This is a genomic window from Spirosoma humi (assembly GCF_054776575.1).
Genome location: NZ_BAAHBR010000003.1, coordinates 103,416 through 116,298, shown reverse-complemented (window position 1 = coordinate 116,298; position 12,883 = coordinate 103,416). Strand labels below are relative to the sequence as shown.

The 12,883-nt window shown below is 51.5% G+C and carries 11 protein-coding genes; 3 read left to right on the top strand and 8 right to left on the bottom strand.

Going from position 1 to position 12,883, the window contains the following annotated elements; genetic code table 11:
* Window positions 1-225: 225 nt before the first annotated feature.
* The gene (locus tag ACYU8Y_RS04150; RefSeq protein ID WP_460934499.1) at window positions 226-1,392 is read right to left on the bottom strand and encodes a hypothetical protein; all 1,167 of its coding nucleotides are present in this window, start codon (window positions 1,390-1,392) and stop codon (window positions 226-228) included.
* 46 nt (window positions 1,393-1,438) lie between these two features.
* On the opposite strand from ACYU8Y_RS04150, the gene ACYU8Y_RS04145 reads away from it, so the two are divergent.
* On the top strand, window positions 1,439-2,629 hold the full coding sequence (locus ACYU8Y_RS04145; protein WP_460934497.1) for an aspartate aminotransferase family protein: 1,191 nt from the start codon (window positions 1,439-1,441) through the stop codon (window positions 2,627-2,629).
* 312 nt (window positions 2,630-2,941) lie between these two features.
* Here ACYU8Y_RS04145 and ACYU8Y_RS04140 read toward each other — a convergent pair whose 3' ends face one another.
* Complete coding sequence (locus ACYU8Y_RS04140; protein ID WP_460934495.1) at window positions 2,942-4,528, bottom strand: acyl-CoA carboxylase subunit beta; 1,587 nt, start codon at window positions 4,526-4,528, stop codon at window positions 2,942-2,944.
* 209 nt (window positions 4,529-4,737) lie between these two features.
* Here ACYU8Y_RS04140 and porQ point away from each other — a divergent pair, with 209 nt between their 5' ends.
* Window positions 4,738-5,784 (top strand): type IX secretion system protein PorQ, encoded by a 1,047-nt coding sequence (gene porQ / locus ACYU8Y_RS04135; protein WP_460934493.1) that lies wholly within the window; start codon window positions 4,738-4,740, stop codon window positions 5,782-5,784.
* 10 nt (window positions 5,785-5,794) lie between these two features.
* On the opposite strand, the gene ACYU8Y_RS04130 is transcribed toward porQ, so the two are convergent.
* Window positions 5,795-6,163, bottom strand: a complete 369-nt coding sequence (locus ACYU8Y_RS04130) for a DUF5615 family PIN-like protein (RefSeq protein WP_460934491.1) — start codon at window positions 6,161-6,163, stop codon at window positions 5,795-5,797.
* The gene (locus tag ACYU8Y_RS04125) at window positions 6,160-6,405 is read right to left on the bottom strand and encodes a DUF433 domain-containing protein (RefSeq protein ID WP_460934489.1); all 246 of its coding nucleotides are present in this window, start codon (window positions 6,403-6,405) and stop codon (window positions 6,160-6,162) included. Before ACYU8Y_RS04125 ends, ACYU8Y_RS04130 begins: the two co-directional genes overlap by 4 nt.
* 167 nt (window positions 6,406-6,572) lie before the next feature.
* On the opposite strand from ACYU8Y_RS04125, the gene hslU reads away from it, so the two are divergent.
* Entirely contained in the window at window positions 6,573-7,973 is a 1,401-nt protein-coding gene (gene hslU / locus ACYU8Y_RS04120; RefSeq protein WP_460934488.1) for an ATP-dependent protease ATPase subunit HslU, read from the top strand.
* Between the two features lie 81 nt (window positions 7,974-8,054).
* Here the strand turns inward: hslU and ACYU8Y_RS04115 are convergent, their stop codons facing one another.
* The 4 genes from ACYU8Y_RS04115 to ACYU8Y_RS04100 all read right to left on the bottom strand — a co-directional run bounded on the left by ACYU8Y_RS04115 (window position 8,055) and on the right by ACYU8Y_RS04100 (window position 12,882).
* Window positions 8,055-9,638 (bottom strand): Na+/H+ antiporter, encoded by a 1,584-nt coding sequence (locus ACYU8Y_RS04115; protein ID WP_460934486.1) that lies wholly within the window; start codon window positions 9,636-9,638, stop codon window positions 8,055-8,057.
* 263 nt (window positions 9,639-9,901) lie between these two features.
* On the bottom strand, window positions 9,902-11,125 hold the full coding sequence (locus ACYU8Y_RS04110) for an MFS transporter (RefSeq protein WP_460934483.1): 1,224 nt from the start codon (window positions 11,123-11,125) through the stop codon (window positions 9,902-9,904).
* Between the two features lie 94 nt (window positions 11,126-11,219).
* The gene (locus tag ACYU8Y_RS04105; protein ID WP_460934481.1) at window positions 11,220-11,618 is read right to left on the bottom strand and encodes a hypothetical protein; all 399 of its coding nucleotides are present in this window, start codon (window positions 11,616-11,618) and stop codon (window positions 11,220-11,222) included.
* 1 nt (window position 11,619) lies between these two features.
* Entirely contained in the window at window positions 11,620-12,882 is a 1,263-nt protein-coding gene (locus ACYU8Y_RS04100; protein ID WP_460934479.1) for an MFS transporter, read from the bottom strand.
* Between the last annotated feature and the right edge of the window lies 1 nt (window position 12,883).

Here is a 12,883-nt window from a genome sequence, read left to right as displayed (position 1 = left end):
TTCGAGCGAAATTATTTTTCACACTTACCCCAAAATGGCTCAAAAAATGGGGACCAGGTTAGTTTCCCTCAGTTGTATCCAACTGCCAAGACGAACCACACACAGATTAGGTTAAGACCACATCCAGCCCTAGGGTATTAATGGCAATGGGTGGCCAACTGAAAAAAGGGCTTCCGCCCCTTTTTCTCCATCTATTCCGAATGCTTCGCCCCTACCCTTACTTGATTAGCTATGCCCAATGATCAGGTTATACGCAATATAGGGGTACACGTACGTGCGGGAACGGGGTTGGTAGTAGTTATAACCAGTTGTGTAGATAAAGTACGGTGCCTGCACAATACCTAATGCGCCAACATCGAACGCATGCCGACTACGATTCAGACGAAGCGCAACAGACAACTCAGCGCTGTTAGCGCCCAGATAAGGATTCAGGTAAAAGGTGTTGTCACTAAGGAAGGTCAGGTTGCGTGAAATGCTGTGCATGACACCCGCCAGTACATACGTCACCTTGCTGTTCAGCGTGTTACCGGGATAAAACCGCATACCATAACCGAGGGTGGCATTTCGCTGGCTGCTTCCAAAGGACATAAGTCCCTGAAACGTTAATTGCTGGTTTAGTCTGAATAGATACCCTTTCTGGCTTGGTTGATAGATCGCGTTGACACCGACCCGAAACTGCTCGCCAATGGGAAAGGTGAGCTTGCTGTTGATTCGGATCGTAGCGCCCAGTATGGTTTCCCGCGCACCGTTTTCAGGATTGATCGAGCCGAAAAATGGATTTACATTGACACCAACGCTCAGGTTGCGCGAAATGCCATATTGCAGTTCATTCAGCAACAGAAACGTGTTTCGGTAGTATAAACGCCCCTTCTCGGCCGTGTAGGCCGTTTGGCCGGTCAACAGCCAGGGCGAAAACCGGTTCGGGAACGAACGTCCTACTGTCATTGGTGGCGACGATTGTTCGGTTGGGGCTTGCACTGAATCGACCCGAACGAGCAGTTCAGGTTCAAAGTAGGTCAACTGCCCGTTGCTCTTCCGAACCGTTATCATGGTACTGTCCCGCCGAACGAATTTTCCCTTAAGTTGGGTGCTGTCTTTCAGGACAAATACGGTATACAGTAGTTCGCCCGACGGAGTTGGTGCCCCCCGTTCGGCCGGGCGATTGGCGGCAATAGAGATGACCTGATCGGCTTCTACGTAGGACATATCGCCATTGCTCTTTCGTACCGTAATAATCGAACTATCCTGCCGAACGATACGCCCTCGCAGCATGGTGCCATCGCGCATCATCAGGTATGACTGCTTGCGTTCGGTATCCTGCGGGGTAATTTTGATCAGTTGAGCCAACAAAATAGTTGGGCTAAGTAAGAAGGCAAGCAGAACTGTTTTCATGGTCGAGGGTGTTGACTTTTAGAGAAGCAATATTGATAATTCTAATATGCATACGGTGACAAACCGGCAATTATTTTTCCAGCATATAGCCCAGACCTCCGATTTCCCGCTAGGGTTGGAAATTGAGCGGGCCGAAGGCATTTATCTGTACGGAATGGGTGGTCAGAACGCCTACATGGACCTGATTTCGGGCATTGGCGTGAGCAATGTCGGGCATCGGCACCCCCATGTTCTGGCGGCTATTCACAACCAGTTGGACAAGTACCTCCACCTGATGGTTTACGGCGAATACGTTCAAACGCCCCAGACGGAGCTTGCCCAGGCCCTGGCGGCAACCTTACCGGAAAGCCTGAATACGGTTTACTTCACGAACTCAGGTACCGAAGCCGTGGAGGGGGCCATGAAACTGGCCAAACGCTACACGGGCCGCAGCGAGGTCATCAGCTGTTTGAATGCCTATCATGGGTCCACTCAGGGTGCCCTATCGCTCTCTGGCGACGAGAACTTTAAACGAAACTACCGTCCGCTCCTGCCCGATATTCGGCACATTCAGCACGGCAACTGGGCCGACCTGTCGCAGATTACGCACCGAACGGCCGCCGTAGTGATGGAAGTCGTTTGTGGTGAAGCGGGCGTACGGGTTCCTGACGCGGCTTACCTACAGGCTGTCCGCCAGCGGTGTACGGAGGTAGGTGCGCTGCTGATTTTTGATGAGATTCAGACGGGCTTTGGCCGGACAGGGACCTTCTGGGCGTTCGAAGCTTTTGACACAATCCCGGATATCCTGCTCTGCGCTAAAGGCATGGGGGGCGGTATGCCCATCGGTGCCTTTATTAGCTCAACGGAGATCATGAGCGTATTTCGGAACAACCCAATTCTGGGCCACATTACTACGTTTGGGGGGCACCCGGTTTCATGCGCGGCCTCACTGGCTACGTTGCAGGTTATTCAGACTGAAAAGCTCCACGAGCAGGCCGAAGCGAAAGGGCAATTGATCAAACAGTTGTTGATACATCCGACTATCCGGGAGGTGCGCGGTAAAGGACTGATGCTGGCCGTTGAATTCGACTCATTCGATGTCCTGAAGCCCGTTATCGACCGGGCCATCGAAAAAGGCGTCATTACGGACTGGTTCCTGTTCTGCAACAATTCGATGCGGATTGCCCCCCCGTTGATTATCACAGAGGCTCAAATCCGGGAAGCCTGCGCCATTATTCTGGACGCGGTTAATGGGTAACTTTTTGGGGCAGGATCGACCGGATAAAATAGAATAGCTGTTTATCCGGCTGATCCTGCCCAAACGTTTTAAGGAAACAGGACGGTAAGCGTTCCAACGAGAAGGGCAATACCGAAGATAATCAATAAACCAATAACCACGGTTTTAAGTAAACTACCTGATTTTTTGGGAATTTGGTTGGCCATTTGGTCAAGCTTGTTGTGAATTATAAAACGAGATAAACGAAACTTTACGAAGCTTGTCTATCTGCTATTGAAACAGACTTAAGTGAAGGCAGATTCTTACAACCGACTTCACGGAACTCACACCGCACTATAACGGAATGTTGCCGTGTTTTTTCTTTGGCAACGTTGCCACTTTGTTTTCCAGCATGGTAAACGCCCGAATGAGTTTCTGGCGCGTCTGATCGGGCATAATGACCTCGTCGATATACCCCCGGTTGGCGGCCCGGTACGGGTTGGCAAACTTTTCGGTATAATCTAGTACTTTCTCCTGCAACTTGGCCTGTGGGTCGTCAGCTTCGGCAATTTCGCGCTTGAAGATAATCTCGGCGGCTCCGCTGGCCCCCATTACGGCAATCTCGGCCGACGGCCACGCGTAGTTCATATCGGCTCCGATGTGCTTGGAGTTCATTACGTCGTACGCGCCCCCATAGGCCTTACGGGTAATGACCGTTACGCGGGGCACGGTGGCCTCGCAGAAAGCATACAGTAGTTTGGCCCCGTTGGTGATAATGCCGTTCCATTCCTGATCGGTGCCGGGCAGAAAACCGGGTACATCTTCAAGCACCAACAAAGGCACATTGAAGCAGTCGCAGAAACGAACAAACCGGGCCGCTTTGGTACTGGCATGAATATCGAGCACTCCCGCCAACACCGCGGGCTGATTACCCACCACCCCAATGCTCCGGCCACCAAGTCGGGCAAAACCCACAACGATGTTCTCCGCGAAATTCCGATGAACCTCCAGAAAGCTGCCTTCATCCACCAGTTCCTCAATCACTTCCCGCATGTCGTACGGCTGATTGGGGTTGGCCGGAATAATCGTATTGAGTCCCGGCCTCGATTCGTCGGCGGGTTCATAGGCAAGCCTGGGCGGCTCATCTTCGCAGTTCTGCGGAATGTAACTCAACACCTGCTTGATGTTTTGAATGCAGGTAAGTTCGTTTTCGCAGGAGAAATGCGTTACGCCCGATTTGGTGCTGTGCGTACTGGCCCCGCCCAGCTCTTCGGCCGTAACACTCTCGTGCGTAACGGTTTTCACCACGTTGGGGCCGGTCACGAACATGTAGCTGGTGTTCTCGACCATAAAAATAAAATCGGTGATGGCCGGGCTATACACCGCGCCACCAGCGCAGGGGCCCATGACAGCCGATAGCTGGGGAATAACCCCCGACGCCCGCGTGTTGCGGTAAAAAATATCGGCGTACCCCGCCAATGACAGCACCCCTTCCTGAATACGGGCTCCCCCCGAATCATTGAGTCCTACCAGAGGAGCCCCGTTTTGTAACGCCAGGTCCATCAGTTTACAAATCTTCTCCGCATGGGTTTCGGACAAAGCCCCCCCGAAGACGGTAAAATCCTGCGCGAAGACATAGACCAACCGGCCATTGACGGTACCGTAACCCGTCACGACACCATCGCCCAGATAATGCTCTTTGTCGAGCCCGAAATCGCGGGTGCGGTGCATGACAAACTTGCCAATTTCTTCAAATGAGCCCTCATCCACCAGCAGAGCAATCCGTTCGCGGGCGGTCAATTTCCCCTTTTTATGCTGAGCGTCAATGCGTTTCTGGCCACCGCCGAGCTCAGCTTCGGCATTTTTCTGAGACAGAATATCCGCTTTGGACAGTTTGGGGGTGTTGGCCTGACTGGACTCTTGAAGGGCTGTAGTAGACATGCAATTGATTGTAGGTAAACGCGTGTAGACAAAGTTAATTTTTCTTACGGATTCCAACGGTTGAAACCGGTTTTGTCGCTTACTTTTATTCAGGACCATTTTGGTCTGTATCCGCTCCGCTCGGGGATACATTCCCCGTAATATGCAAATGAATACGCTGGACAGGCTAAAAATTGGCTTTCTTTGTAAAAACTGCGACTGACTTACGTTTGAAAACCTTTTACGTTACGTTACTTTTTGTGTTGACCGGGTCGGTTCTTACGGTTGCCCAACCGCTCGGTGGTCAACGCGTCTTTTCCTTTCTCGATCTTCCAACGCACGCTCGTGTTGCCGCTCTGGGGGGCCAGGTGGCTACGGCCATCGGTCCCGATGGGGCCTATCACCTGAATAACCCCGCCCTGGCTGATTCGGTCAGCCCAAACCTGCTATCCATCAGCCTGATGCCTTATCTGGCAGCCGCCAAATACTATACCCTTCAGTACGGACTGCCGGTCCGGTCCAAAGACCCGGATCGACACGCTGGCTGGGCCATTGGGCTGCAGTATTTAAGTTACGGTCAGTTTAACTTTACAGACCCGGCCGGCAATAATCTGGGTACATTTTCAGCGAACGACTATGCGCTTAGCCTGACCCACTCCCGTACAGAAGGCAATTTCACGCTCGGCGCTACCATCAAAGCCGTTGGCTCAGCCATCGAGACGTATTCAGCCTTCGGGATTCTGGCCGATCTGGGCGGGGTCTGGCGACACCCGAATGACAATGTAACCTTCGGGCTAGTCGCAAAGAACGTTGGATACCTGATTAAAAATTATGGACCGACAGACGCCAGCCTGCCCTTTGATCTACAGGCGGGGGTGACCCTGAAACCCCAGCACGCGCCCATCCGCCTGACGGTGACGGCTCACCACCTGCAACGATTCGATATCAGTTACGATGACCCTACGCTTAATGTACAGTACGACCTGAGTGGCAATCCAATCTCGAAGACCACCAGCGTAACGGAGAAACTAGCCCGTCACCTAAGCCTGGGAGTGGAACTACTTGTCAGCAAAAATGTGCATCTGCTGGTGGGCTATAACCACCAGAAACGGGCTGAAGGCACCCTGACAACGGGCGGGGGTGGTGCCGGTATATCGTTCGGTGCATCGGTGCAGGCCAAAGCGTTTCAACTTACCTATGGTCGGTTTACGTCGGTACCCACGGCAGGCACCAGCCAATTGTCGATACGAATTGATCTGGACCGGTTAATGAAGTAACGAATCAGAGCTAAACAGGTATCGCTCTTTTCCGAATCACGGCATCCTCTACAACGGTAATATATTTGTAAAACTGCCAGTTATCTGCCAGCATTCGAACTAATAAATGACCGGGATAGTCAGGCAAGTAGTCGCTAAGACGAAAATAGATTATGCCTAATGGACGATAACCGTCTTTAAAAACCAACGTTCCATGATCACTATCAAACGTTATTAAAAGTCGATTCTCGTCAATAGCTATTTGCATAACAGCCGTATCAGGCAGGCCACCGTTCTCAATCCCAATATGTTTTATGTCCCAACCAGCCTTAACTAACACCCGAAAGGCGGGTATGGGTACATTTTCGTCCGCCAACCATGCATAGCTTACCGAAGTCATGAAGCCTGTCGAACAGATGGCTGTATCTGGAATACGTCATCCTTTATGGTATCGAGCATAAACCCATAAACAGCTTGTAAAGCTTCCGTTGGCAGATTAGGATAACTATCAAAAATCATTTGCTCAGTCCAACCGTTCGCCAGGCGTTCCAGTAATAACTCGACCGAAAGTCGTGTGCCCTTAATAATAGGCTTCCCCCCTAAAATAGCCGGATCAGTATGAATATACGCTCGCCAGTTCATAAATAATTGTTTCGTTAGCCAAGTAAAAATAGCCTATTTTTTATGACGAACTCAGTTTCTATTTCATTTATTCACGATTGCTATGGCTAAAAGCACTATCCTTTGGCACATTTTCCTATTTCCTTTGTTTCTAAAGTAAGGAGCGACCAACTCGCTCCGTTTTTTCAATGACCCAATCACTCAAAGACCTTACCCCACGGCAAATTGTTGCCGAGTTAGATCAGTACATCATTGGCCAGCACGACGCCAAGCGCAATGTGGCCATCGCGCTTCGCAATCGCTGGCGCCGAATGAATAGCACCGCCGACATGCAGCGTGAGATCACGCCCAATAATATTCTGATGATCGGGGCCACCGGCGTGGGTAAAACAGAAATTGCCCGGCGGCTGGCCAAAATTGCCGACGCCCCCTTTATCAAGGTAGAAGCCTCCAAGTTTACCGAAGTTGGGTATGTCGGTCGTGATGTGGAAAGCATGGTGCGCGACCTGGTCGAACAATCGGTCAATATGGTGCGGGCGGCTAAGAAAGAAGCCGTAAAAGCACAAGCCCACCAGTTGGTTGAAGACGCGATTCTGGATATTCTGATTCCGCCTGTTAAGTCCGCCAGCGGCCAAATGGGCTTCGATAATGAAAAGAAAGAGCGAATGCAAGGCGATTCAGATGCCGAATTGAACGAACGCACCCGCGAACGGTTTCGCGAAAAAATCCGCTCCGGCGAAATGGACGACCGGAAAATCGAAATTGATGTGCAGCAAAACCAAACGCCCAACATTGGCATCATGGGTGGCGCTGTCGATGATCTTTCGATGATGAATATTCAGGAAATGATTGGCGGAATGATGCCGAAGCGGGGCAAAAAACGGAAGGTGACCATCGCCGAAGCCCGCAAAATCCTGCTTGAAGAAGAAGCGGCCAAGCTGATCGATATGGATGAAGTAAAAGAGGAAGCCATCCGCAAAGCCGAAGACGCGGGAATCATCTTCATCGACGAAATCGACAAGGTGGCCTCTGCCCGTTCAGGCAATGGCGGTGGCGGCCCCGATGTCAGCCGTGAGGGTGTTCAGCGGGATTTGCTTCCCATTGTCGAGGGTAGCGCGGTGAACACCAAGTACGGCGTTATTCATACCGACCACATTCTGTTTATTGCAGCCGGAGCCTTCCACGTGGCTAAACCCAGCGATCTGATTCCTGAATTACAGGGCCGTTTCCCCATTCGGGTCGAGTTGCAAAGCCTGTCGGAAGATGACTTTTACCAGATTCTGAAGGAACCTAAAAATGCGCTGACCAAGCAGTACGAAGCGATGCTTCAGGCCGAAAATGTGGACCTTACCTTTCAGGATGATGCCCTGCGCGAATTGGCCCGAATCGCCTTCGAGGTCAACAGCGATGTAGAGAACATTGGAGCACGTCGGCTACAAACGGTACTCAGTCACCTGATGAACGACTTTATGTTCGACATTCCCGACGTAATCGGGGCCAATGCTCACGTGGTCATCACGAAAGAGCTTGTCAACGACAAACTGAATGGCCTGGTAAAAAATCGGGACCTGAGCCAGTTTATTCTGTGATGTCAACCGTGCTAATTACAAAATAGCCCCGACCAGCGGGGCTATTTTGTGACCAGCTTAGTAACGCAACTTTTTCCCAGATTAAATGATCTTCAACCGTTCTTCTTCCAGATCGATTTGATATAATTGCTGACGAATAATTCCTTCATCAACCGTCGGGTCTTTGTTGAGTTCGGAAAGATACTGCCGTTGACTTTCGAGCAATTCCACAAAAATGGTCTTTGTCTTGGCCGTCATCCAGCTATCATCGGTGGCCTTTGCCCGCTGTTCCCACTGCTGAAGCAGTTTCTCGATAGCAGCATTGCCATTCAGCTCATTTTCATGTTTGCTTTTCAGAAACTCGTAGACATGCTGTTTCAAGCCTCGTTTCATTTTTTGTCTGGTCACTTCTTCCGATTCCGCTTCCAGGATGGCGTCAAACAATTTCGACCGGGTGATCAGATACGGAAGCGTGAGTCCCTGCACCAGTAGCGTAAGCAGAATGACCACAAACGTGATGAACAGAATGAGGTTTCGTTGCGGAAAATCGGTGCCATCGGCTAATTTGATGGGGATAGCTAAAGCAGCGGCCAGCGATACGACACCGCGCATGCCTGTCCAGCCCAGAAGCAGAGGCATCAGCCAGCGCCTTCTGGTATTTCCGGTATGAGGCATCACGCTGGGGCGAAAGATATACGTAGCCAGTAAGGCCGCGTAAGAACTAATGATTCTAGCCGCAATCAATATGCCGGTTACCAGTACACCAGAACCAATGGCGGTACGTAAGGGAATGCCTTTCGCGTTTAGCCCTTCGACAATTTCGGGTAGTTCCAGACCAATGATCAGAAAGACAACACCGTTCAATATAAACACGAAACTTTCCCATACACTGAAGCTCTGAATACGGCTGGCACTGTTAAAAAAAATAAGTCGCCTGGCCGACATAAACAAGCCACCGCTTACGACCGCCAGCACGCCCGAGCAATGAATCTGCTCCGCTACCCAATACAAAAAATAAGGTTCGATCAGCGTCAGGGCTATATTGGATGGAACATCGAGCGGAAGTCGTTTATGGACTCGAACGAAAACCCAGGCCAGGAGCAAACCAATGCCAGCACCGCCAATGACCATCCAGAAAAAACTTAGAATCGCCTGCTGCCAGATGAACTGACCGGTGCCAACAGCGATCAGCGCGAATCGAAAAATGATCAACGATGACGCATCATTGAGCAGGCTTTCGCCTTCCAGAATAGCCGACGTGTTTTTAGGAATTTTTACAAATTTGGTAATGGCTCCGGTACTCACCGCATCGGGTGGCGATATGATGCCGCCCAGTAAGAAACCCAGCGCAATCGTGAAGCCCGGAATGAAATGGTTAGCCGCTACCGCCACCGATAGAGCGGTAAAAAACACGACCAGAAAGGCAAAACTACCAATGATGCGCCACCATTTTTTCATCTCTTTAAATGAGATTGACCAGGAAGCTTCGAACAAGAGTGGCGGCAGAAAAATGAAGAAAATAAGATCGGGATCAATTCGAACCCTTGGCAGTACCGGAATGAAACTAACAAACAGACCGGCAAGAACGAGTAGGATCGGATAGGCTATTTTCAGTTTATTAGCCCACATGTTCAGCAACACGATGGCCGCTACCATGGCGAGCAGAAAAGGTAAAAGTGTGTGCATTAGATTAAGCGTGTGTAGTGCGTAGGTTTCTACAACCTACTTACTCTTTCCTTACGATACAAATCAGCGGGTAGCTTTTCAGGTATTGTCAGGATTGGCAGTGCTCATCCGAGCGGTTCTACAGGCGGATACCTGGGGAAAAAGCCTACGTTTTCCCCGTTATTGGCTCAACCGATGGGTAGGCTGAATGAAGTAGACAGGGCAATAAATCTCGGTAGTTATCGGAGTTTCACAATAAGTCAGCAACCGTTGTAATCTCGATATCAGGCCGTTTCACGAACCGATTTATTGGCGCTCCCCCATAAAACCAGCAGCGCCAGACAACTCCAGATAAGCAATTGCCAGGTCACCATCGACCAGCCGCCCCACGCCCAGCACTGAATGCCCACGAACGTACCAATGGCCCCACCCAAAAAATAGGTTGTCATGTAAACCGTATTGATGCGACTATGCGCGGTACTGTCCAGGCTGTAGATAAGCGCGGTATTTGTTACCTGCGTCGACTGCGCGCCCAAATCAAGCAGCAAAACGGTCAGAACAAAGGCAGTCGCTGAAAACGGAAACACCTTAACAAGCAATACACTTAAGATGATGAGTGACACCGTCACCAGCCGCACCTGGTTGGCATTGCCCTTATCGGCAAGTTTACCGAAGTAGGGAGCCATCAGGGCCGCCCCAATGGCCAGTAGGCCGAATAAACCAATAGTTCCTGTCTGATACCGGAAAGGCGGACCACTCAGGTGAAACGTCAGCGTAGTCCAAAACGAACAGAACGTCCCGAAGACCAGCGCACCCAGAAGGGCGGTTTGGCGCAGTAAGGCGAAGCGTCGAATCTGGTGCACCGTTGAGGCTAGTAGCTGACCGTACGTACCCGTAAATTCGGAGGCTACGTTGGGTAGTGAAGCCTGGAGCGCAACGGCCACGACGGTTACCATGGCTGCCGAAATACCGTATACATACCGCCAGCCAAGCCATTCGGCCACAAAGCCGCTGAATACCCGGGCAAACAGCACACCCACGAGAATCCCGGTGAAAATAATTCCGACAATTCGCCCCCGATTTTCACGCGCCAGGCTGGCCGCCATCGGTACGATAATCTGAACGGAAACGGCGGATAAACCAATGAGAAAGCTCATGCTGCTCACCAGCAATAAACTGTTGGCAAACGTCATGCAAAGCAGCGCGATAACCAGGAGCACCTGCAACAGCAGCATCAACCGTTTTCGGTTTACCTTATCGCCAAGGGGAGTCAGAAAAAAAAGGCCGAGGCCATAACCCGCCTGTGCCAGCACGGCTACCCGCCCAACCTCATTTTCGCTGGCGTGAAATGAGCGGGCCAAATGAGGCAAGATAGGTTGGTTGTAATAAATATTGGCGACGCATACGCCCGCCGATATAGCCATAATGGCAATCTGAGTGGCGGTTAACGTACTCTTTTCTTGGTTGATCGACTGTTCCACTACGTAATGACTGAGCGGTAAACGCATTGTTTGAAAATGTACAGAACTATTACCGATAACGCCTAACTGCATTTGAGATAACTACGTCTGTTTAGAAATGTCTACCAGCCAATAGCGTCTCCTACGAGGCCAGAAGTTGACTAACCTGGGTAATTGCCCGGTCGGTATCGGCACGCTTTCGGTCTGGCGGGTCGAACCGGTTGAAGGGCTTCAGGGCAAGGACAAACGTTTCGTCAACAGTTTCTTCACCAATGGGTGTGTAGAGTTTGTACGCCACCAGGTTTATGGGGATCAACCCGTGCCGGGCCCTGAAACGGGTCAGAACGGTCGCCAGCCATTTCTCAACTTGACCAACCGTAATGCCATCGGCCGGCACAAACCGAACTTCGGCATGATTCCGGTCAACAAGTGTCTGCTCGTCGGGCCTATAGTGTCCTTCGCAACTCGAAAACGTTTGTACCAAGCCGGTTTTATTGAGCGCGTCAACCAGCGGGCGGATTTTCGGTTCCAGTTCGTTCATATCAGGCTTCGCCATCCAGTAACGCTATTTCATCGGTATCGTTCGGGCGATGCCGGCTTGCCTGCCGCCCCTTACGCCAAAACCAAGCCAGGTACACAACGGCGGCCAGGGCCAGAAAACCAGCGACGGCAAACGATGTGTCGACGCCCGGTTTCCCGATAATGTGGTTATGCAGCCAGCCCGACGCTAATGCCCCCAGGCCGATACCTGCCTCGAGAGCAATGTACATAGTCGCCATGGCACGACCTCTCGTTTTCTCATCGCTCAGGTCAGCCGTCCAGGCGGTTACGGTTGGCGAGTTCATTCCCCACGACATACCGTAAAACACCGCCGATGTCCAGAACCAGGTGGTCGAATCGGTCAGGATCAGCATTCCCATCGACAAGGCCAGCACGATCGTTGAGATGAACAGCACAGGAACACGGCCATACCGGTCGGATGTTCGACTGAACACCAGCCGAATAACCAGTGACGCGATGGTGTATACGGTAAAAAATAAGCCATTGTTCGTAATACCCAGTGGTGTGCTCACCTCCGAAATAACCGTGAGAATAACTCCCGACGAGAACGACTGCAGCAACAGCACAATGAACGGTGGCAGAGCCTGCTTATCGAAAATTTCTTCTTTCTTCAGGCGAAGAAGCCCAAACCGAAAGGACTGTGTTGTGGCCAGCGTTTCGGGCATTTGGAGCAGAATAAGGATGGAAAGCAGGGCAAATGCGGAGGATGTCCAGAACATGACATTCATGGAAAACGCATGCGCCAGCCAACTCCCGATGGCCGGACCCAGCGACATGCCCATGGCCGTGAACAACCCCAGCGTGCCCATGGCCTCGCCCCGGCGGGTGGCAGGCACAACGTCGGCTACGTAGGCCGATGTGGCCGTAGGCTTTGTGCCCGTCGAAAAGCCATGAATAAGCCGAAGGGTCAGGAATCCGCCAACCGTGAGCAGGTAAGGATACAGGAACCCGCAAACGAAACAGACGATAGAACCAAACGCCATAACCGGTACCCGGCCGACGGTATCGGTGATTTTTCCGCTGAATGGCCGGGAAACACCCGCTGTGAGTGTAAAAAGGGCGATGATGAGACCGATGTATTCCTTACCGCCCAGCCGGGTCAGGTAGGCGGGCAACTCCGGAATCATCATCTGAAAGCTGGCGGAGAACAGAAAGTTACTGACGCAGAGTAACCAGAACGAGAAGGTATAGAGCGAGGGCCCGGACGAAGCCCGGCGCGTACCGAATGAGCGAGCGAAAAGCAAG

Excerpts from the sequence above, each read along its gene's own strand:
- ACYU8Y_RS04150 (WP_460934499.1), bottom strand. The coding sequence starts at position 1,392 with ATGAAAACAGTTCTGCTTGCCTTCTTACTTAGCCCAACTATTTTGTTG.
- ACYU8Y_RS04125 (WP_460934489.1), bottom strand. The coding sequence starts at position 6,405 with ATGAACTGGCGAGCGTATATTCATACTGATCCGGCTATTTTAGGGGGG.
- hslU (WP_460934488.1), top strand. The coding sequence starts at position 6,573 with ATGACCCAATCACTCAAAGACCTTACCCCACGGCAAATTGTTGCCGAG.
- ACYU8Y_RS04105 (WP_460934481.1), bottom strand. The coding sequence starts at position 11,618 with ATGAACGAACTGGAACCGAAAATCCGCCCGCTGGTTGACGCGCTCAAT.
- ACYU8Y_RS04130 (WP_460934491.1), bottom strand. The coding sequence starts at position 6,163 with ATGACTTCGGTAAGCTATGCATGGTTGGCGGACGAAAATGTACCCATA.
- ACYU8Y_RS04145 (WP_460934497.1), top strand. The coding sequence starts at position 1,439 with ATGCATACGGTGACAAACCGGCAATTATTTTTCCAGCATATAGCCCAG.
- ACYU8Y_RS04140 (WP_460934495.1), bottom strand. The coding sequence starts at position 4,528 with ATGTCTACTACAGCCCTTCAAGAGTCCAGTCAGGCCAACACCCCCAAA.
- ACYU8Y_RS04110 (WP_460934483.1), bottom strand. The coding sequence starts at position 11,125 with ATGCGTTTACCGCTCAGTCATTACGTAGTGGAACAGTCGATCAACCAA.
- ACYU8Y_RS04115 (WP_460934486.1), bottom strand. The coding sequence starts at position 9,638 with ATGCACACACTTTTACCTTTTCTGCTCGCCATGGTAGCGGCCATCGTG.